Source organism: Mycobacterium sp. pW045, assembly GCF_041287085.1.
Taxonomy (GTDB): Bacteria; Actinomycetota; Actinomycetes; order Mycobacteriales; family Mycobacteriaceae; genus Mycobacterium; species Mycobacterium algericum_A.
Map to the genome: position 1 here is coordinate 46,034 of NZ_JBGGKU010000004.1, position 20,582 is coordinate 66,615.

At 68.1% G+C, this 20,582-nt stretch carries 17 protein-coding genes; 8 read left to right on the forward strand and 9 right to left on the reverse strand.

All coding sequences use genetic code 11. The features are described from left to right. The first annotated feature begins 135 nt into the window (after window positions 1-135). Window positions 136-783, forward strand: coding sequence for a TetR/AcrR family transcriptional regulator (locus ACAG20_RS07340; protein ID WP_370492118.1), 648 nt, complete (start codon window positions 136-138; stop codon window positions 781-783). Here ACAG20_RS07340 and ACAG20_RS07345 read toward each other — a convergent pair. Further along, entirely contained in the window at window positions 780-1,358 is a 579-nt protein-coding gene (locus tag ACAG20_RS07345) for a VOC family protein (RefSeq protein WP_112683883.1), read from the reverse strand. The genes ACAG20_RS07340 and ACAG20_RS07345 overlap by 4 nt on opposite strands. Before the next feature lie 88 nt (window positions 1,359-1,446). Here ACAG20_RS07345 and ACAG20_RS07350 point away from each other — a divergent pair, with 88 nt between their 5' ends. From ACAG20_RS07350 to ACAG20_RS07360, 3 genes are read left to right on the forward strand one after another with little or no spacing between them, the layout of a single operon-like run. Then, window positions 1,447-2,097, forward strand: coding sequence for a TetR/AcrR family transcriptional regulator (locus ACAG20_RS07350; protein ID WP_370492119.1), 651 nt, complete (start codon window positions 1,447-1,449; stop codon window positions 2,095-2,097). Further along, window positions 2,094-3,050: a 2-hydroxyacid dehydrogenase gene (locus tag ACAG20_RS07355; RefSeq protein WP_370492120.1), complete on the forward strand. Its 957-nt coding sequence runs from the start codon at window positions 2,094-2,096 to the stop codon at window positions 3,048-3,050. Before ACAG20_RS07350 ends, ACAG20_RS07355 begins: the two co-directional genes overlap by 4 nt. A gap of 32 nt (window positions 3,051-3,082) precedes the next feature. Next, window positions 3,083-5,275: an acyl-CoA dehydrogenase gene (locus ACAG20_RS07360; RefSeq protein ID WP_112683885.1), complete on the forward strand. Its 2,193-nt coding sequence runs from the start codon at window positions 3,083-3,085 to the stop codon at window positions 5,273-5,275. A gap of 314 nt (window positions 5,276-5,589) precedes the next feature. Here ACAG20_RS07360 and fadD2 read toward each other — a convergent pair whose 3' ends face one another. Beyond that, window positions 5,590-7,260: a long-chain-fatty-acid--CoA ligase FadD2 gene (gene fadD2 / locus ACAG20_RS07365; RefSeq protein WP_112683886.1), complete on the reverse strand. Its 1,671-nt coding sequence runs from the start codon at window positions 7,258-7,260 to the stop codon at window positions 5,590-5,592. Between the two features lie 58 nt (window positions 7,261-7,318). Here fadD2 and ligD point away from each other — a divergent pair, with 58 nt between their 5' ends. Then, complete coding sequence (gene ligD / locus ACAG20_RS07370) at window positions 7,319-8,560, forward strand: non-homologous end-joining DNA ligase (RefSeq protein WP_370492121.1); 1,242 nt, start codon at window positions 7,319-7,321, stop codon at window positions 8,558-8,560. Here the strand turns inward: ligD and ACAG20_RS07375 are convergent. From ACAG20_RS07375 to ACAG20_RS07390, 4 genes are all read right to left on the reverse strand, one after another. Continuing rightward, on the reverse strand, window positions 8,557-10,215 hold the full coding sequence (locus tag ACAG20_RS07375; protein WP_370492122.1) for an AMP-binding protein: 1,659 nt from the start codon (window positions 10,213-10,215) through the stop codon (window positions 8,557-8,559). The two genes, ligD and ACAG20_RS07375, sit on opposite strands and share 4 nt — an antisense overlap. A 190-nt stretch (window positions 10,216-10,405) precedes the next feature. Further along, window positions 10,406-10,528: a hypothetical protein gene (locus tag ACAG20_RS07380; RefSeq protein ID WP_370492123.1), complete on the reverse strand. Its 123-nt coding sequence runs from the start codon at window positions 10,526-10,528 to the stop codon at window positions 10,406-10,408. An 8-nt stretch (window positions 10,529-10,536) separates the two neighbouring features. Next, the gene (locus tag ACAG20_RS07385; protein WP_370492124.1) at window positions 10,537-11,421 is read right to left on the reverse strand and encodes an NAD(P)-dependent oxidoreductase; all 885 of its coding nucleotides are present in this window, start codon (window positions 11,419-11,421) and stop codon (window positions 10,537-10,539) included. Window positions 11,422-11,445: 24 nt separating this feature from the next. Continuing rightward, a complete protein-coding gene (locus ACAG20_RS07390; protein ID WP_370492125.1) occupies window positions 11,446-12,087 on the reverse strand; it encodes a helix-turn-helix domain-containing protein in 642 nt (213 codons plus the stop codon). 110 nt (window positions 12,088-12,197) lie between these two features. Here ACAG20_RS07390 and ACAG20_RS07395 point away from each other — a divergent pair, with 110 nt between their 5' ends. Continuing rightward, entirely contained in the window at window positions 12,198-12,764 is a 567-nt protein-coding gene (locus tag ACAG20_RS07395; RefSeq protein ID WP_112683890.1) for a VOC family protein, read from the forward strand. A 96-nt stretch (window positions 12,765-12,860) separates the two neighbouring features. Here the strand turns inward: ACAG20_RS07395 and ACAG20_RS07400 are convergent, their stop codons facing one another. Genes ACAG20_RS07400 through ACAG20_RS07410 form a run of 3 tightly spaced genes read right to left on the reverse strand, consistent with a single transcriptional unit; the run spans window position 12,861 to window position 15,867 of the window. After that, window positions 12,861-13,622 (reverse strand): SDR family NAD(P)-dependent oxidoreductase, encoded by a 762-nt coding sequence (locus ACAG20_RS07400; protein ID WP_370492126.1) that lies wholly within the window; start codon window positions 13,620-13,622, stop codon window positions 12,861-12,863. 20 nt (window positions 13,623-13,642) lie between these two features. Next, window positions 13,643-14,659: a phosphotransferase family protein gene (locus ACAG20_RS07405; RefSeq protein WP_370492127.1), complete on the reverse strand. Its 1,017-nt coding sequence runs from the start codon at window positions 14,657-14,659 to the stop codon at window positions 13,643-13,645. Next, window positions 14,656-15,867: an acyl-CoA dehydrogenase family protein gene (locus ACAG20_RS07410; RefSeq protein ID WP_370492128.1), complete on the reverse strand. Its 1,212-nt coding sequence runs from the start codon at window positions 15,865-15,867 to the stop codon at window positions 14,656-14,658. The genes ACAG20_RS07405 and ACAG20_RS07410 overlap by 4 nt, the downstream gene beginning before the upstream one ends. 22 nt (window positions 15,868-15,889) lie before the next feature. On the opposite strand from ACAG20_RS07410, the gene ACAG20_RS07415 reads away from it, so the two are divergent. Both ACAG20_RS07415 and ACAG20_RS07420 read left to right on the forward strand, forming a co-directional pair. Continuing rightward, window positions 15,890-16,948, forward strand: coding sequence for a TetR family transcriptional regulator (locus ACAG20_RS07415; protein ID WP_370492129.1), 1,059 nt, complete (start codon window positions 15,890-15,892; stop codon window positions 16,946-16,948). A 5-nt stretch (window positions 16,949-16,953) separates the two neighbouring features. Beyond that, a complete protein-coding gene (locus ACAG20_RS07420; RefSeq protein WP_112683894.1) occupies window positions 16,954-20,568 on the forward strand; it encodes a hydantoinase B/oxoprolinase family protein in 3,615 nt (1,204 codons plus the stop codon). Window positions 20,569-20,582: the final 14 nt, after the last annotated feature.

Below are 20,582 nucleotides of genomic sequence, written 5' to 3' on the forward strand. Positions count from 1 at the left end.
GCCCTGCACGGTCGCGGCCTGCATCTTGTCGAGAGACGGCGCCTCAGGCCCGCCCGTTGCCCAGTCGTCGTCCGGCTCACAATCCTGAGAACGCCTGTAAGCCGGACATTGCTGTGCGTCTGGCCCGATGCCAAGATGTTCGACATGGTGTCCACCAAGGCGTCGGGGGCGCGCCCGTACGGCGGGGTCGACGCCGTCGACCGTCGGGCATCGCGCCGAGCCCGGTTCCTCGAGGCCGGGCTCGACCTTCTCGGCGCCGACGTGCCGCAGATCGCGGAACTGACCGTGCGGGGCATCTGCCGGCAGGCCGGCCTGACCGCCCGCTACTTCTACGAGAGCTTCGCCGACAAGGAAGAGTTCGTCAGCGCGGTCTTCGACTCCGTCATCGCGGACCTGGCCGCCAAGACCCAGTCGGTCGTGAAGGTGGCACCGCCCGGCGAGCAGACCCGTGCCGGAATCACCAACATCGTACGGACGATCGCAAGTGACGCCCGGATCGGGCGATTGCTGTTCGGCGTACATCTGAGCAACCCAGTGGTGGTACGCAAACGGGTGGAATCCAGTGCGCTGCTGGCGATGTTGTCTGGCCAGCACGCCGGCAGCGCGCTGCGACTACCGGAGAACGACCGGATCAAAGCGGCCGGGCACTTCGTCGTCGGTGGGGTCGCCCAGACGATCAGCGCCTGGCTGGCCGGTGACGTGGGGTTCAAGCCGGAACGCCTGATCGAGCAACTGGCAGCACTGCTGGACAAACTCGGCGATCCGGCGCTGTACCGAGACTAAGTGGTGGCGGCCGGAACCCTCCGGTCGGCTTCGGTCTTCGGCGTGACGTGTTCCTCGTCCGGAGTGAATTCCTTTGTCCAGCAAGCGAATTCAAGTGTGATTCCGTCGGGATCGAGAAAGTAGAACGACCGGACGTACACGCCGGGATGCAGGGTCGGGCTGGCCTGGAATTCGGACATGTCGTGGTTGAGAACGGGCCCGACGCGGACACCTTTGTCCTTGAGTCGCTGACGGTAGGCGTCGAACTTGTCTGCGGGCACGTGAAAGGCCAAGTGGTTCATGGTGCTCACCGCGCTGACGATCTCACCGACGCCCGGGATGGCGACCGGCGATGAGATGCCCGGTACGCGGTCCGGCGCGTCGGCGAACCAGAAGAAGGCGACGCAGTCACCGTTGCCGGCGTCGAAGAAGAAGTGCTGCCCCATCCCGGCAGGCAGATCCAGGGACTTGACCAACGGCATGCCGAGCACGTTGCTGTAGAAGTCGACGGTTCGGGCCATGTCGGCGCAGACCAGCGCGACGTGGTTGATCCCACTGATCTCGAACTCGGTGTTGACGCCGTGCGGCTTGATCATCATGACTCCTCTGGCCAAGATCAGAATCTGAATCTAACATCAGATTCACGTTTGATCCAGCCCCGGCAACGACAGGAGAATCGATTCGGTGTCGACCCTCTCCGAAGAGCCCATTCACCGCGACCCGTTGCCGACTCGTCGGGGCCGACGCACCCAGGCGGCGATCGACTCCGCCGCGCGGGCGGTGATCGCCCGCAAAGGTGTGCTGGCCACCACCATCGCCGACATCGCTGCCGAGGCCGGCCGATCGACCGCGTCGTTCTACAACTACTACGACTCCAAAGAAGCGATGGTCCGGGAGTGGGCGCTGCGGTTCCGCGACGAGGCCGGCGAGCGGGTCTCCGGCGCCGTTCGGCACGGGCTGTCGAACCGGGAGCGCATCGAGCAGGCCGCCGCCGCCCACTGGTATACCTACCGCAACCGACTCGCCGAGATGGTCGGAGTCTCCCAGCTGGCGATGGTCAACGACGACTTTGCCCATTACTGGGCCGAGATCTGTGCGGTACCAGTGGCTTTCATCATCGAAACGGTGAAACGAGCGCAGGCTGACGGCCACTGCGCCGATGACGACCCCGAACTACTCGCGGTGGCGATCGTGTCGATGCTGAACCAGTTCTGCTATGTCCAACTGGCCACCCCCCGCCACGGCGGCGCCGCGGCGGACGACGACGCCTGCATCCGAACCCTGGCCAACGTGTTCTATCGGGCCATCTACGCCGAGCCGACAGGCCGCCAGTGAGCCTGACCGTCCTGGCGCATTTCATCCCGGGGCCGAAGGTCATCGACTTCGTTGCGCCGGAAACGGACTGGCTCGATATCCGGTGGTGCGCCGCCGACGACGACACCACCTTCCGCCGTGAGCTCGCCGATGCCGAGGTGATCTGGCACGTGCTGCGTCCGTTGTCCGGTGAGGACCTGCGCGGCGGACCGCGACTGCGACTGGTGCAGAAGTTCGGAGTCGGGATCAACACCATCGACGTCGGGGCCGCCACCGAGTGCGGCATCGCGGTGGCCAACATGCCCGGCGCCAACGCGGCGTCGGTGGCCGAGGGCGCCGTGCTGCTGATGCTGGCGGTGTTGCGCCGGCTGGTGTCGCTGGATCGCTCGACGCGTCAGGGGTCCGGCTGGCCCACCGATCCGGATCTGGGTGAGCACTGCCGCGACATCGGCGGCTGCACCGTCGGTCTGGTCGGTTACGGCAGCATCGCCCGACGCGTCGCCGGGATCGTCTCGGCCATGGGCGCCAACGTGCTGCACACCAGCACCCGCGATGACGGTCGCCCCGGCTGGCGCTCATTGCCGGAGCTGCTGGCCGAAGCCGATGTCGTGTCGCTGCACGTGCCGTTGACGGCGGCCACCGAGGGATTGATCGACCGGGCCGGCCTGGCGCGCATGAAACCCGGGGCGGTGCTGGTCAACACCGCGCGTGGCACCATCGTCGACGAGACCGCACTGACCGAGGCGCTGGCGAGCGGGCGGCTGGGCGGCGCCGGTCTCGATGTGTTCGCCGTCGAGCCGATCAGCCCGGACAACCCCCTGCTCGGCCTGGACAACGTGGTGTTGACTCCGCATGTCAGCTGGTACACCGCCGACACCATGCAGCGCTACCTGAGCGCCGCCGTCGACAACTGTCGCCGGCTGCGCGACGGTCAACCCCTGACCGAGGTAGTCAACCAACCGACCGGTTGTTAGTTTGGCCCCACGCACACACCGAAAGGCGCAACATGCCCATAGCGATCACATCTGAGCATCAGGACCTCGCCGATTCAGTGCGGTCACTTCTGACCCGGGCGGTGCCGTCCGAGTTGCTGCATGCGGCCATGGACAACCCGATCGAGAACCCGCCGCCGTACTGGCGGGCCGCCGCCGAGCAAGGTCTGGCGGGGGTGCATCTGGCCGAACAGGTCGGCGGGCAGGGGTTCGGCATCCTGGAGCTGGCGGTGGTGCTGGCCGAGTTCGGTTATGCCGCGGTGCCCGGCCCGTTCGTGCCGTCGGCGATCGCCGGCGCCTTGATCGCCGCCCATGATCCGGCCGCCGCCGAGTTGGCGGGTCTGGCCACCGGCGAGGTCATCGCCAGCTACACCCTCAACCCCGGACTGACGGCCACCGCCCACGGTGACGGCCTGGTGATCCGCGGTGAGGTCCGTGCCGTCGCGGCGGCCGCGCAGGCGTCGCTGCTGGTGCTGCCCGTGGCGATCGACAGCGGCGAAGCTTGGGTGGTGCTGAGTGCCGACCAGCTCGAGATCGAGCCGGTGGAAAGCGTGGACCCGCTACGTCCGATCGCCCACGTGCGGGCCAATGGAGTCGAGGTCGGCGACAAAGCCGTGCTGGGCAACCTCGACCAGGCGCAGGCGCACGCGCTGATCTCGACACTGCTGTCCGCCGAGGCGGTCGGGGTGGCCCGGTGGGCCACCGACACCGCGGCGGAGTACGCCAAGATCCGCGAACAGTTCGGCCGGCCGATCGGTCAGTTCCAGGCCATCAAACACAAGTGCGCCGAGATGATCGCCACCACCGAGCGCGCCACCGCCGCGGTCTGGGACGCTGCCCGCGCGATCGACGAGGCAACCGGGAACGACGCCGCGGGTTCGGCCGTGCAGTTCGCGGCCGCCGTTGCTGCGACCCTGGCCCCGGAGGCGGCGCAGCACTGCACTCAGGACTGCATTCAGGTCCACGGTGGGATCGGTTTCACCTGGGAGCACGACGCGGGCGTCTATTACCGGCGGGCACTGATCCTGGCCGCCTCGTTCGGCCGTCGCGCCGACTACCCGCAGCAGGTCGTCGACACCGCCACTGCCGGCGGGATGCGCAAGATCGACATCGACCTGGATCCCGAAACCGAGAAACTGCGGGCGGAGATCCGTGCCGAGGTGGCCGCGCTCAAGGCCATACCGCGCGACGAGCGCACGGTGGCGATCGCCGAGGGCGGCTGGGTGCTGCCCTACCTGCCGAAGCCGTGGGGGCGGGCCGCCGAGCCGATCGAGCAGATCATCATCGAGCAGGAGTTCGCGGCCGGCCGGGTGCGCCGCCAGGGGATGGGTATCGCGGCGTGGCTCATCCCGTCGATCGTGGCGTTCGGCACCGAGGAGCAGAAGCAGCGTTTCCTGCCGCCCACGTTCCGCGGCGAGCTGGTGTGGTGCCAGCTGTTCTCCGAGCCGGGCGCGGGTTCGGACCTGGCCAGCCTGACCACCAAGGCCACCAAGGTCGACGGCGGCTGGCGGATCAGCGGGCAGAAGATCTGGACCTCGGCCGCGCAGTTCTCGTCGTGGGGAGCCCTGCTGGCGCGGACCGACGCCGCGGCCCCCAAACACGATGGGATCACCTACTTTCTGCTGGACATGAAAAGTGAGGGCGTGACCGTCAGTCCGCTGCGCGAACTCACCGGCGGGGCGATGTTCAACACCGTGTTCATCGACGATGTGTTCATCCCCGACGAGCTGGTGCTCGGCGAGGTGAACCGGGGCTGGGAGGTCAGCCGCAACACGCTGACGGCCGAGCGGGTGTCGATCGGCGGCTCGGAGATGCCGTTTTTGGCCAGCCTCGACGGGTTCGTGGAGTTCATCCGCGACGGCCAGTTCGACCAGGGCGAGCACCGCCGGGCCGGTGAGCTGATCGCCGAGGGCCACGCCGCCAAACTGCTCAACCTGCGTTCGACGCTGCTGACGCTGGCGGGCAAGGACCCGATGCCGGCGGCGGCGGTGTCCAAGCTGCTGTCGATGCGCACCGGCCAGGGCTACGCCGAGTTCGGTGTGAGCACCTTCGCCGGTGACGCCGCGATCGGTGATCGCGAGCAACTGCCCGGCAAGTGGGCCGAGTATCTGCTGATGAGCCGTGCCACAACGATTTACGGCGGCACCTCGGAGGTCCAGCTCAATATCATCGCCGAGCGGCTGCTGGGGCTGCCCCGCGACCCCTAGCCCCGCATTTCCCGCGAGGGTGCCGCTAGCGTCGCTCCGGTTGCGTCCGGAGCGCGCGAGACCCTCGAGGCGTTGCTGGACGACTACGTCGGCGACGACGGTGGGCGGGTCGGTCAAGCCACCGAGCGAACCCGCTGGAACGGCGCACCGGTACACCCTGGTGCTCACCGGCATCAGCGGCGCCACCTGGACGCTGCCACTCGGCAGCGTCCCCTGAGACCGCCCTTCACGCTGGAGACCGGCCACGAGCGTGCGCAATCCCGGTCACGACGCGGCGCGTCGTACCGGGGACACGCACGCGCGCGAAGGGGGGCCTACAGCTCGCGGAGTTCGCGCTTGAGGATCTTGCCGGTGGGGTTGCGGGGCAACTCGTCGAGGAAGACCACCTCACGCGGCACCTTGTAGCGGGCCAGATGCTCCTTCACGTAGACCTTGATGGTGTCCTCGTCGACGGTGGAGCCTTCCTTCTTGACCACGAAGGCACGCAGCCGCGCCCCCCACTCCTTGTCCTCGACGCCCAGCGCGGTCGCCTCGACCACCTCGGGGTGCCCACTGATGAGGTCTTCGACCTCGGCGGGGAAGACGTTCTCACCGCCGGAGACGATCATCTCGTCATCGCGGCCGGCCACGTAGAGCAGCCCGCGCTCATCGAAGTAGCCCACGTCGCCCGATGACAGCAGCCCGTCGATGATCTGTTTGCCCCCGCCGCCGGTGTAGCCCTCGAACGGGAAGAAGTTGCCGACGAAGATCCGTCCGACCTCGCCCTGCGGCAGTTGGTGGCCGTTGTCGTCGAGGATTCGGACCTTGACGCCCTTGACCACCCGGCCCACCGTTGCCGGGTTGTACTGCAGGTCGTCCGGATCGGCGATGGTGGCGAACGCGACCTCGGTGGAGCCGTACATGTTGTAGATCACCGGGCCCAGGTCCTTCATCGCCCGGGTGGCCAACTCGGCGCCGAGCTGTGAACCGGACACGAACACGATCCGCAGGTTCGACAGATCCGGCTTGGGACTGGTCTTCTCCAACTCGTCGAGGATCCGCGACAGCATGACCGGAACCACGACGATCCCGGTCACCTTGTGCTTCTCCAGGTCCTCCAGCACGGTGGCCGGCTTGAAGCGGCGTCGCAGCACCAGTGTCGAGCCGAAGAACATCGCCAGGGTGGCGTGCAGGTAGCCCAACGCGTGGAACATCGGCGACGGCAGCGACGTCACCTCACCGGCGCGGAACGGGACGTGCGACAGGATCCCGCCGATCGGGGCGAGGGTGGGCGGGGTGCTGCGGTTGGCGCCCTTGGGGGTGCCGGTGGTGCCGGAGGTCAAGATGATGATCGAGGCGTGCTTGGTGACCTTCGGCGCGCGGGCCTTGCTGCTGCGGGCGATCAGCTGCGCCAGCGTCTCGTCGGTGCTGCCCGAGGGTTGGTCGCTGTCGGGGTTGACTCCCAGCGCCCGCAGTTTGCCCAGCGGGGGGTCGGCCTGCGAGACCGCCTCGGTGTACTCGTCGTCGTAGATGATCAGTTTGGCGCCTTCGCGTTCGGAGACGTCCTTGATCTGTGGGCCGGAGAATTCGCTGTTGAGCAGGATCAGCCGGGCGCCGACCCGGGCGCAGCCGTAGTTGGCGATCAAGAACCAGCGGTGGTTGCGGGCCAGGATCGCCACCCCGTCGCCGCCCCGCACACCCATCTCGACCAGGCCGTTGGCCACCGCATTGGCGGCGTCGTCGAGCTCTTTGAAGGTGATGCTGCCGTCGTCGTCGATGACGGCCAGGCCATTCGGGTTGCGGCGGGCATTCAGCGCCGGAATCATCCCGAGCTCGCCCCAGCGGGCTCCATCGGCGAGCGCGTTCGCGATGACGCCGGGTGATTCCAGCCTCAAAGCACCGGACTGCAGGATCTTGCGCAGGTAATGCAGCTCGGCACTTCCTCGTTCCAGGTAACGACCGAGCGTGGAGACGGCCTGACTTGGCAGGTCGGTGAGCTTTGCCATGGTCCAACCTTATGTGACGCAGGTCGCTGCCCGACAGCGGATTCGGCCTCTGGCTAGCATGGCGGTCATGGCCGGCGGATTGTCGCTGGACGTGGCGGGACACCGGGTGGCGGTTACCCACCCGGACAAGGTGGTGTTCCCCGGACGCGACGGCACCGCTTCGCGCACCAAGCTGGAGCTGATTCGCTACTACCTGGCGGTGGCCGACGGCGCGCTGGCCGGGGTGGCTGGGCGACCCATGATCCTCAAACGTTTCGTCGACGGCATCGACGCCGAGGCCGTCTTCCAGAAGCGAGCACCGGCCAACCGCCCGGACTGGGTGTCGGTCGCCGAACTGCACTATGCCTCGGGCCGGTCGGCGCAGGAGGTCGTCATCGACGATGCAGCCGGGCTGGCCTGGGTGATCAACCTGGGTTGCGTGGACCTCAATCCGCATCCGGTGCGCGCCGGCGATCTGGAGCACCCCGATGAGCTTCGGGTCGACCTCGATCCGATGCCCGGCGTCGACTGGACACAAATGGTCGAAGTGGCGCTGGTGGCCCGGGAGGTGCTGGCCGATCACGGGCTGACCGCCTGGCCGAAGACGTCCGGGTCGCGGGGTATGCACATCTACGCCCGGCTGGCACCCCGATGGGAGTTCCGGCAGGTGCGACTGGCCGCGCAGGCGGTGGCCCGCGAGATCGAACGGCGCACGCCGCAGTCGGCGACCAGCCGGTGGTGGAAAGAAGAGCGCGGCGCTCGAGTTTTTGTGGACTTCAACCAGAACGCCAAGGACCGCACGGTCGCCTCGGCCTATTCGGTGCGTGCCACCGTCGACGCCCGGGTGTCGACGCCGCTGCACTGGGACGAGGTGCCCGACGCCGACCCGGCGGCGTTCACCATGGACACCGTGCCGCAGCGGTTCGCTGAGATCGGCGATGCCTGGGCGGGCATGAACGACACGAGCGGCGATTTGGAGTCACTGCTGGAACTGGCCGAAGAGCAAGGCCCGGCAGAGAAGACGCCGCGCGGAGCACGCAAGAACATCGGTGGCCGGCGCGCATCGCCGCTGCCGCTGATCGAGATCGCCCGCACCAAAACCAAAGACGAGGCGATGGCCGCCCTGGATGTCTGGCGCGAAAAACATGCCGCGGCGGCCAACCGGCTGGCGCCCGAGGATGTGCTGCTCGACGGTATGCGCGGCCCGAGTTCGATCTGGTACCGGGTCCGGATCAACCTGCAGCACGTTCCGGCCGGGCAGCGCCCGCCGCAGGAGGAGCTGATCGCCGACTACAGCCCGTGGGAAGACAGGAGAAGCTAACCCGGGCGCAGGTAGCTCTGCCGCCCATACGTCACGAATTCGGCGTCCAGCGACCGCTTGTCATCGTCGGTCATCCGGGTGTAGACCGGGCGACCCCGCCCTTCCCAGCGATATACCGGGTCGTCGGTATGCCAACGTTGTTCCTGCAGCTCACGTTTGAGCACCTTGTTCGATCCCGTCACCGGCAGCCTGGCCGAGACCCGCAGGAAGCGCGGTGTGCCCTTGCTGCCGAGGTCGGCCTGGGCGCCCAGGTAGGTCGCGAACTCGGTCGTGTCGAACCCGTCCGGGTCGGCGACCTCGATCGCACCCATCACCTGATCGCCCGAGCGGGGGTCGGGCACGGCGTACACCCCGGCACTGATGACCAGCGGATGCCGGCGTAACACCCGTTCGATGGTCAGCGCCGAGGTGTTCTCGCCGTCGACCCGGATCCAGTCGCCGCGCCGGCCGGCGAAGTACAGGAAGCCGGCCTCGTCGCGGTACCCGAGATCGCCGGTCCAGTACCAGCCGTCGCGGACCTTGTCGGCGTCGGCAACATCGTTTTTGTAGTAGCCCTCGAAGTCGCGGGCGCCGTTCTTGTCCACGATCTCGCCGACCGCGTCGTCGGCATTGGTCACCCGGCCGTGCTCGTCGAGGACCGCCGCCGGGCATTCGGCGCGGGTCTGCGGGTCCACCACGGCGATACCGGCGTGTGCCGGGCGACCCAGCGCGCCGGGTGGGGCCGCCGGGTCGGGTACTGCGGCGTTGCCGCCCTCACTGGACCCGTAACCCTCGTGCAGCACAGCGCCGAACCGGCGGCGGAACTCCGCCTGATCCTGCGGTGATGCCTCGGTGCCGAAACCACGGACCAAGGTGTTGTCGGCATCGTCGGGATGTTCTTCGGTGGCCAGCAGATATCCCATGGCCTTTCCCACATAGGTGAAGAACGTCGCGCCGAAGTAGCGCACATCCGGCAGGAACTGCGACGCCGAGAACTTCGGTGTCAGGCAGATCGTGGCACCGTTGGCCAACGCCGGCGCCCACAGCGCCATGATCGCGTTGCCGTGGAACAGCGGCATGCAGCAGTAGTCGACGTCGGAGCGCACATGGCCGAACTTGGCGGTGGCCACCTCGGCGATCCGGGCCAGTCGGCCCTGGCTGCACTTGACCGCCTTCGACGCGCCGGTGGTGCCGGAGGTGAACAACAACAGCAGCAGTGACTCCGGGCCGACGCCGGGCGCAGCGGCCGGCTCCCCTCGGTGCGCGCGCACCCGTTCGGCGTAGTGCGGTTCGTCGGTCACCAGGAACCGGTCGGGGTCCAGGCCGTGGTCCAGACCGCGCAGTCGATCGAATCCGGCAGTATCGGTGACGATCAGCTGGCAATCGGCGTGGCGGACCTCCGCGGCCAGTTCGGCATCGCCGCGAGTGGGATTGATCCCGACGATCGCCGCACCCGCCAGCGCGGCGGCGCCGAGCCAGAACACGAAATCTTCAGTGTTGTCCAGCAGCACCCCGATGTGGAAGGGCCCATCACGGCGGAGTTCGGCGGCCCACTCAGCACGCGCGGCGGATTCGCGCACCACCTCGTCCCAGCTCCAGTCCTGCTGGCGGGTGCGCAATCCCGGATGCCGGTCGCCGACGCGGGCCAACAGCATCGCGGCGATGTCGTCAGGCATTCAGCTGTGCACGAGGTCGACGTACTGGTGCGGAAGGTCCTCGCGAGCAACGGGGGCCTGGGCACCCGGGTACAGCTGCTTCAGCGGATATACGCTCATCAGCGCAGACTACCCAGGTCCGAAAAACCGGAGGCCGCGAGCGGCTCCCGACTCGGCGGCCACCATCGGGTCGGACATGGTTATTCCGATTTCAGACCGGGTCGAATGGCGCCCACGCCTTGATGTCGAAACCCGTTCCGTCACGGATGACTTCGGCGCCACCGTGCCCGCCGAGATGGGCGGGCAACACCAGGGCGTTGGAGTCGTGGGCCACCCGGCTGATCAGCCGGCGCGTCGGCGGGTGACCTCGGCGATACTGGCCCAGTCCAAGTCGGCGCCGACGTGTTCGACGGCCTCCTCGAAGATTGCTTGCAGCACCGTGCCGGTAGGCAGCTCGACCTTCAGGTCCTCGGCCATGCCGAGGGCCAGCCGAAGGTCCTTGAGTCCCAGCCTGCTGGTGAACCCCGGCGGCGTGTAACTACCGGTGGCGATAGCGCGCCCGTATCCGCCGTATACCGGTCCAGGGAAGACGGAATCGTTGATCAGTCCGACGAACGCTTCCGCGTCGAGACCGAGAGCTTCGAGCATGGTGACCGATTCGGCGAGCGCCTGTAGCGCGTGAATGATCAGGTAATTGGCCGAGATCTTGACGGCGGGAGCCGATTCCGCCGAAGGCCCGAAGTCGTGGATCCGCCTGCTCATCGCTTCGAGCGGAGCCCTGACCACCGCACGGCTCTCCGGATCGCCGGAGGCCAGAATCGTGAGGTTGCCGCCCGCCACCGCTTCCGGTCGGCCGAGAACCGGTGCGCTCACATATCGACTGCCTCGTTGCGTTGCCGCAGAGGCGAATTCGCGTGCAGTCGCGGGACTGATCGTGGCGTGGTTGACATGGATGAACCCGTCGGGGGCGCCGGTCAGCCTCTCGGGGGTGAAGACCTGCCGGACCGCGTCGTCGTTGCTCAACATCGAGAAGACCACGCCGGTTCCGATAGCGTCCTCCGGGTCTGCGCCACGGGTTGCGCCGCGTTCGACGAGAGCAGCTGTCTTGGCCGCAGTGCGACTCCACACCGTCACGTCATAGCCGGCGTCGATCAGGCGCGCCGCCATCGCGGTACCCATGTTCCCCGCCCCGATGAATCCGACACGATTTTCGCTGTCCGTCAACATCTTTCTCCTTCATTGCGGCGGGTGCTACAGGTGTACGACGACCGACAGCACCTGAACTGTGTCGGCGGTCGGGTTGCGGTACCGATGCGGTGTCGCGGGGTCGAACGCAACGGAATCCCCTTCGCGCAACCGTACGGTCTCGAACCCGAGGACAGCTTCGATTTCGCCCTGCAAGACATAGAGGTACTCCCGGCCGTCGTGTCGAATGGCTTGGCCGTTTTCCGAGGACTGGCCGCCCGGTCCATAGACGACTTTGAGGAAGTCGACCTTGCTGTCGTGGCCGGCGGTGAGGCGCTCCCAGCGAACGCCCGAGGAAAGATCGATGCTGCGCCGATCATCGGCGCGTTGCACGATTCCCGCTCCGTCCGGGCCGGTCGCCCTTCCCCACGACTCGGCCGCTACGGCGGGAGCCGCGTCGACGGCCGGCGCACCGAACAACTCATCCAGGGTGGTACCCAGTTCGTGCGCCACTGCGTAGACCACGCGAGCCGAGGGTGTGGTCACGCCGCGTTCCACCTGGGAGAGCAGGCTTGGCGAACATCCCGCCCGACCGGCGAGTTCGCGTACCGACAAACCGCGCGCGGTGCGGATACGGCGAATCCGTCCACCGAGGTCGCTGGTGGGCCCCTTCGCTGCGCGGTCATCTGATTCGTCAGCCACCGTCACTCCACGTGTGTAGTATTACGGACACCAACTGTACATATTACAGTCTTTACTGGCATCTTCGCGCCGCGCCGGTGTGCGCTATACTGCACATTAACGAGACGGAGGCCGCTATGACCGTGACATCGCCCGCCACACTCGCCATCAACCACGTGGGGCTGACAGTCCCGGACATTCACGCCGCCATCGACTGGTACGGAGCCGTCTTCGGCTTCCGGTGCATCATGGGTCCACGCGAACTCACCGCTGCCGGACATCCCGAGGCGTCGTCGGTGTTCGGCGCCCACTTTCGCCGAGCGTGGCAAGCGCACCTGCTCACCGGAAACTCGGTGGGAATCGAACTCTTCCAGTTCATTGACCCGCCGGCCGGGGAACTGCCGCCGCAGCGAGAAACGCTGCCATGGGCTGCCGCTGGGCTCTGGCAGCTGTGCATCACGCATCCAGACGTTCCAGCCATGATCGACCGCATCGTCGAGTACGGCGGCACCCTGGTGGCGTCGCCCTACCAGTTCGTGCCCGGCCGACCGTGGACGCTGGCCTACTCCATGGATCCGTGGGGCACCGTGCTCGAGCTGATGAGCCATAGCTACGCCGAGGCGTTCAGCAACTGGCCCCAGCCCGGGCAGTTGGTCCCGCCGACGCTCGTGCCACGGCCGAATCACCACGACGGCGCCGAGTAGCCGCCACCGACCTTCTACATGGTGATCCGGGACTTCAACGATTGAGACCCGAGAGCAAGGCGCCGAGCTCGATCCGGTTCGCCGACCTCAGCTGATTCAGTTGATGGTGAAGCCACCGTCGACGGCCAGCGTCTGCCCGGTGACGTAACCGCCGGCGTCGGAGGCAAGCCACACCACCGTGGCCGCGAGTTCCTCGGGATCACCCATCCGTCCCAGCACGATGCGGTGCGCGATGCTCTCCAGGTAGCCCGGACGGTACTGGTCGGTCATCTCCGTCTGGAAGAAGCCCGGCGCAATCGCGTTGACCCGGATACCCTTCCGGCTGCCCCACTGTTGAGCCAGGTCGCGGGTCAGACCGATCAGGCCGGCCTTGCTCGCGGCATACGCCGCTTGCGGCAGTCCCGCGGTGGTCAGCCCGAGGATGCTGGAGATGTTGACGATCGACGAACCGGGCTGCATCACCCGTCCGCAGGCCTGTGCGGCCCAGTAGGCCCCATTGAGGTTGATGTCGATCACTTCGCGGAACTGCTCCGGGGTCTCGCGGGTGGCGGGGTGCGCCGTTCCGATACCGGCGTTGTTGATCAGCACATCGACGCGGCCGAACCGCTGCATGGCGGCCTCGACCATATTGGTCGCGGCATCCGGGTCGGCGATGTCGGTCGCCACCGGCAGGGCGGTGCGTCCCGTGGCCGCGACCAGCTCGGCGGCCGCGGCGAGTTTCTCCACCCGCCGCGCCGCCAACACGACATCAGCCCCCGCCTCGGCAAAGGCCCGGGCGAAATGCACGCCCAGGCCTGAGGATGCCCCGGTCACCACCGCGACCCGGCCGTCCATCCGGAACTTGTCCAGTACGCTCACGTGAGTCACCTTTCGTAGATTCAGCAGCGCTTCAACGCTTTTCGTGCCGCGGCGATGAACTCCGGCGTGGCCTGCGCCGCTTCGCCGGCGTTGAGCACGTCTTTCGCGCCGTGCTGGGCCCGGTGGGTGATGCCCTCGGCGATGACACCGATCTTGAAGTTCGCCAGCGCCAGGTAAAAATTCCACTGCCCCAGGTCACGTCCGGACCGCCGCGCGTATTCTTCGGCGAGTGTATCGGCGGAGGGCAGCCGCTCACTGGTCCAGGCGGCGGGGTGGCCGAAGACGCGGTCGAAGGCCGCTGACCGATAGACGCACATCAGCGCGATGTCGGTGAGCGGGTCACCCAGGGTGGACAACTCCCAATCCACGACCGCGCGGATGACGTCCGCATGATCCGGATCGCAGATGGTGTTGTCGATGCGGAAGTCGCCGTGCACCACCGACGATTCCGGGGTCTGCGGAACGGCGTCGGCGAGCGCGGCGGCCAACGGTGCCACGTCGTCGATCTCGCGGGTCTTGACCAGTTCCCACTGGCGTGCCCACAGTCGCACCTGGCGCTCCAGGAACCCGTCCGGCCTGCCGAAGGACTCCAGCCCGACGGCGCGGTAGTCGACGGCGTGCAGATCCACGAGCACCCGCACCAGCGCGGTGGCGTTGGCCGCCAGGTCCGCATCCGACAGCACGTCGAGATCGTCCTTGTGCCGGTAGACCTTGCCGGTCACGAACTCCGTCACGGTCAACGGCGCGCCGCACACCGTGCCGTCGGCGTCGAAGGCCACCGGCCGGGCGATCGGCACAGCGGTGCCGTACAGGCCTCGGGTGACCACGAATTCGCGGCCCACGTCATGGGCCGACGGGGTGAGACCGGCCAGCGGAGGCCTGCGGACCACCCACGCCGACACGTCGTCGCTGACCTTGAAGGTCAGGTTCGACCGCCCGCCGGCGATCAGGTCGACGGCCAGCTCGCCGTGAACCGGAACGCCGCTGTCGATGAGGTACCGACGCAGCGCAGCGGCATCCAAGCCTTCGACCGTCACTGCTGGGTCGCCTTGAGCGCCCGCTTGGCCGCACCGACCCGACGCTTGGCGATGGCCCAGCGGTGCACCTCCGAGGGGCCGTCGTAGACCCGGAACGGGCGCACTTCCCGGGACAGCCGGGCCGGCGGCAGGTCCTCGGTGACCCCGAGTCCGCCGCACATCTGCACGCTGCGGTCGACGATGCGGAAGATCGCCTCGGCGGCGAAAGTCTTGGCGATCGACGTCGCATCTGCTGCACCAGAGCCCTGATCCAGTTCCCAGCACGCCCGCACCAGCAGCGCCCGGGTGGCGGCGATGTCGATCTCGTTGTCGGCCACCATGTTCTGGATCATGCCCAGCTCACCGAGAGCGGATCCGAAGGCTTGCCGCTCCACCACATGGGCCAGCGCGGTGTCGTGTCCGCGACGGGCCGCGCCCAGCCAGCGCATCACATGGGTCATCCGCGCGGGACCAAGGCGGACCTGGGCGTACTCGAAGCCGCGGTCGACCTCACCGAGCACCGCGTCGTCGGACACCCGGACGTCGTCGAAGAGCACCTCGCAGTGACCGCCGACCATGGACCGGTCGAGGGTCTGCAGGTGCCTGCCGACGGTCAGGCCCGCGGCGTCGGCGGGCACCAGGAACATGGTCGCCCCGCCGCGCTGCCCGGGCTCCCCGGATGTCCGGGCCATCACGATGAAGAACGCGGCGCCATCGGCACCGGTGATGTACCACTTGCGCCCGCTGATGTACCAATCCCCCGACCGGCGTTCGGCTTTGGTGGTCAGCGCGGCCGGATCCGATCCTGCCCCCGGCGCGGGTTCGGTCATCGCGAACGCCGACCGCACGTCGCCGGCCGCCAGCGGGGCCAGGTAGCGCGCCTTCTGCTCGGCGCTGGCCACCTCCGCCAGCAGATGGACATTGCCCTCATCCGGGGCCGCGATATTCACCGCTGCCGGACCGAACAGTGAGTACCCGGCGGCCTCGAACACCGGCGCCCGGTCGGACATGTTCAGGCCCAGGCCGCCGTACTCGACCGGAGCATGCGGCGCGAACACCCCAGCTTGCCGTGCCGCCGCCTGCAGCTCCTTGATCACGGCGTCACCGCCGGCCGCGGCGATGTCCCCGCCGTAGCGGTCCTCGACCGGCAACACCGCGTCCTCGATGAATGCCCGCGTCTTCTCGACGAGCGCCGTCACCTCCGGCGAGTAGCTCAGCTCGATTGCCATGTCACTCCATCAGCACCGTCACTTGACCGACCAATCGTTCGGTCCGAACAGTACGGACTGTGACACAGAAGGCGCTGTTCAGTCAAAACGGGTGACGGTAAAGCAGATCGCAAGTGGCTATAGTTCAGTAATGCTGAACATGACGGTGGATACGACCGCCTCGTGCGGCGGTGCGATCCGCGCGGCGCGTCGGGCGAAGGGCATGACCGTGCGGGAACTCGCACAGCGTCTGCAGCTCAGCGCGGCCACCGTCAGCGCGGTCGAGAACGGCAAGACCGGGATCTCGGTGGCACGGCTGCAGCAGTATGCGCAGGCGCTGGGCGTGACGGCCCCGCAACTCCTGAGCGGCGGCGCCGGCATAGCCGCTCCCGGCTCGGATCGAGCCGCGGCGCAGCCGGGGTCGCCCCAGCGCGACTGGCGAACGTTTCCGCCGTTGGTTCTGGACACCGTGCTGCGCGCGGCCATCGATGCCTTCGTCGACACCGGTTACCACGGCAGCACCATGCGCGATGTTGCCGCACGCGCGGCCATGAGCGTGCCCGGCATCTACCACCACTACCCCGACAAGCAGGCACTGCTGGTCGCGATACTGGACGCGACCATGGCCGAACTGCACTGGCGTGTTGCGGCCGCGCGCACCGGCGCGTCAACCGGCATCGAGCAGGTGCGGCGCATCGTCGAGGCGCTGGCGCTGTTCCATACCCATCGCCAGAAGCTGGCGTTCATCGGAGCAAGCGAGATGCGCAGCCTGAATCCGGCCAACCGGAGACGCATCACCGAATCGCGAAACAAAGTGCAGCACATGCTCGATGCCGCGATCGACCGGGCAGCAGCGGAAGCAGACGTCAGTGCCGTCGCGGGTGTCGCGACAGTGCTCGGCGACGCCGCCGACCGCCGCATCGCCGGGCGCGCCATCGCGACCATGTGCACGTCGCTGCCGCAGTGGTTCAACGCCGCCGGTCCCGCCACACCCGAACAGACCGCACACGCCTACGGCGAGTTCGCGGTGTCCCTGCTGACCAGCCCGCGGCCCTCCGATCCGGCGTCCACGCCCCGGCCGACCGGCGGTTGGGCACAATAGGGGCCGTGTCGACGACGTGGCAGTTCTGGATCGACCGGGGCGGCACCTTCACCGACATCGTGGCCCGACGGCCCGATGGGCGCCTGCTCACCCACAAACTGCTCTCGGAGAACCCCGGCCGGTACCCCGACGCCGCGGTGGCCGGAATCCGCGCCCTGTTGCAGATCCCCGACGGCGCGCCGATTCCACCCGGCACCGTCGACGCAGTGCGGATGGGCACCACGGTGGCCACCAACGCCCTGCTGGAGCGCGCCGGGGAACGCACTCTGCTGGTCATCACCCGCGGGTTCGGCGATGCGCTGCGCATCGCCTACCAGAACCGGCCCCGCATCTTCGACCGCAACATCGTGCTGCCCGACCAGCTCTACGAGCGGACCGTGGAGGTCGACGAGCGTATCGGCGCCGACGGCAGCGTGCTGCGCGCACCGGATCTGGACTCGCTGGGCGAGGCGCTGCGCGCCGCCCACGCCGACGGGATCCGCTCAGTGGCGGTGGTGTGCCTGCACAGTTATCGCAACCCGGCGCACGAACAGGCGATCGGTGCGCTGGCCAACCAGCTGGGCTTCACCCAGATCTCGCTGTCGGGTGAGGTCAGCCCGCTGCCGAAACTGATTCCACGCGGCGACACCGCGGTCGTCGACGCCTACCTGTCCCCGGTGCTGCGCCGCTACGTCGCCCAGGTGGCCGACGAACTGCGCGGGGTACGGCTGATGTTCATGCAATCCAACGGCGGGCTGGCCGCGGCCGATCACTTCCGCGGCAAGGACGCGATCCTGTCCGGGCCCGCCGGAGGGATCGTGGGCATGGTCCGGATGTCGGAGCTGGCCGGATTCGACGCGGTGATCGGCTTCGACATGGGTGGAACCTCCACCGACGTATCGCATTACAGCGCGGCGTCGGGCGGTTACGAGCGGGTGTTCACCACCGAGGTCGCCGGGGTTCGACTGCGCGCGCCGATGCTGCACATCCACACCGTCGCCGCCGGCGGCGGCTCGATCCTGCACTTCGACGGCAGCCGATACCGGGTGGGGCCGGAATCCGCGGGCGCCGACCCGGGACCGGCCTGCTACCGGCGCGGTGGCCCGCTGACCGTCACCGACGCCAACGTGCTGCTCGGGCGTATCCAGCCGGCGCATTTCCCACCGGTGTTCGGCCCCTCCGGCGACGAGCCGCTGGACGCGGCAGCGGTGCGCCGGGGCTTCTCCGACCTGGCCGCCGCAATCCACGCGGCCACCGGCGATAACCCTGCGGCCCGCAGCCCCGAGCAGGTCGCCGAAGGGTTCCTGCGGATCGCGGTGGCGAATATGGCCAACGCGGTCAAGAAGATCTCGGTGGCCAAGGGGCACGACATCACCCGCTACGCCCTGACCACCTTCGGCGGGGCCGGTGGCCAGCACGCCTGTGCTGTCGCCGACCAACTCGGCATCCGCACGGTGCTGGTGCCGCCGATGGCCGGCGTGCTGTCCGCGCTGGGAATCGGGCTGGCCGACACCACCGTGATACGGGAGCGCTCCGTCGAGGCCCGGCTGGACTCGGCGGCAGCCGAACTCGGCGACGTCGCCGACGGTCTGGAACGGCAGGCACGCGCCGCCCTTACCGACCAAGACGTTCCGGCCGACCGGATCCGAGTGACACGGCGGGTTCACCTGCGCTACCAGGGCACCGACACCGCCATCCCCGTCGAACTGGACGGCGTCGCGCAGATGACGGCGGCATTCGAGGACATCCACCGCAGCATGTACTCGTTTCTGATGGAGCGTCCGCTGATCGCCGAGGCGGTCGCGGTCGAGGCAACAGGCCTCACCGAACAGCCCGAGCTGGCCGATCAGGCAGCTTCGGGCACCGGACGGCACTCCCCCGAGACCGTTCGGCTCTACACCGGCGGCAGTTGGCGTGACGCGCCGCTGTACCGGCGGGAGGTGATCACCCCGGCCGACGTCGTGTCCGGGCCGGCCATCATCGCCGAAGACAACGCCACCACCATCGTCGACGACGGGTGGCAGGCGCAGCGGACCGCCGACGGGCAGCTGCTGCTGCGACGGGCGGCGGCCGCGGCGCCGGATGATGCCGGGACTCACGCCGATCCGGTGTTGCTGGAGATCTTCAACAACCTATTCATGGCCATCGCCGAACAGATGGGCACCCGGCTGGAGGCCACCGCTCAATCGGTGAATATTCGTGAACGACTGGACTTCTCCTGCGCACTGTTCGACGCGGACGGGAACCTGGTCGCCAACGCACCGCACATCCCGGTGCACCTGGGGTCGATGGGCGCCACCGTCAAGGAGGTGATCGCCCGGCGAGCCGGGCAGCTACGGCCCGGTCAGGTCTACGCGGTCAACGACCCCTACCACGGCGGTACCCACCTGCCGGACATCACCGTCATCAGCCCGGTCTACCGCGACTGGGCGAACCCGGACGACCCGGTGTTGTTCTTCGTCGCCTCCCGCGGTCACCACGCCGAAATCGGCGGAACCACACCGGGTTCCATGCCGGCCGACAGCAGTACCGTCGACGAGGAAGGGGTGCTGTTCGACAACTGGCTTCTGGTCGACGACGGCCGGTTCCGCGAAGCGCAGACCCGATCGCTGCTCACCGGTGGCCGGTTCCCGTCACGCAGCCCCGACACCAACCTCGCGGACCTGCGCGCACAGGTCGCCGCCAATCAGAAGGGCATCGACGAGATCCGGGCGATGATCGATCATTTCGGCCTGGATGTCGTGCAGGCCTACATGCGTCACGTCCAGGACAACGCCGAGGAGGCGGTGCGCCGGGTGATCGACTCCCTCGACGACGGTGAATACCGCTATGTGATGGACTCCGGCGCGACGATCGCGGTGCGGGTGACCGTCGACCGCGCCGCCCGCAGCGCCACCATCGACTTCGGCGGAACCTCACCCCAGTTGGCGACGAACTTCAACGCGCCGTCGTCGGTCGCGACCGCCGCGGTGCTCTACGTGTTCCGCACCCTCGTCGAAGACGACATCCCGATCAACGACGGCTGCCTGCGCCCGCTGCGTATCACGATTCCGGCCGCGTCGATGCTGGCGCCGGGCTACCCGGCCGCGGTGGTGGCCGGAAACGTCGAAACCTCCCAGGCGATCACCGGGGCACTGCTGGCCGCGCTGCGGGTGCAGGCCGAAGGTTCCGGCACGATGAACAACGTCACGTTCGGCAATGCCGGCCACCAGTACTACGAGACACTCGGCTCCGGCTCCGGCGCCGGCGACGGCTTCGACGGCGCCTCGGTGGTGCAGACCCACATGACCAACTCCCGCCTCACCGACCCGGAAGTACTCGAGATGCGTTTCCCGGTGTTGTTGCGCGAGTTCGCTATCCGGCGCGGCAGCGGCGGCTCGGGGCGCTGGACCGGCGGCGACGGCGGGCTGCGGCGCATCGAGTTCCGCGAGCCCATGACCGTCAGTGTGCTGTCGGGACATCGGACGGTGGCGCCCTACGGCATGGCCGGGGGATCGCCGGGGGCGCTGGGGCACAACCGGGTGGTGCGCGCCGACGGCGGGGTGACCGAGCTGGCGGGCTGCGACTCGACCGACGTGGCGCCCGGCGATGTGCTGGTGATCGAGACGCCCGGCGGCGGCGGGTATGGCGAACCTCGCTGATCAGCGTTAATCTC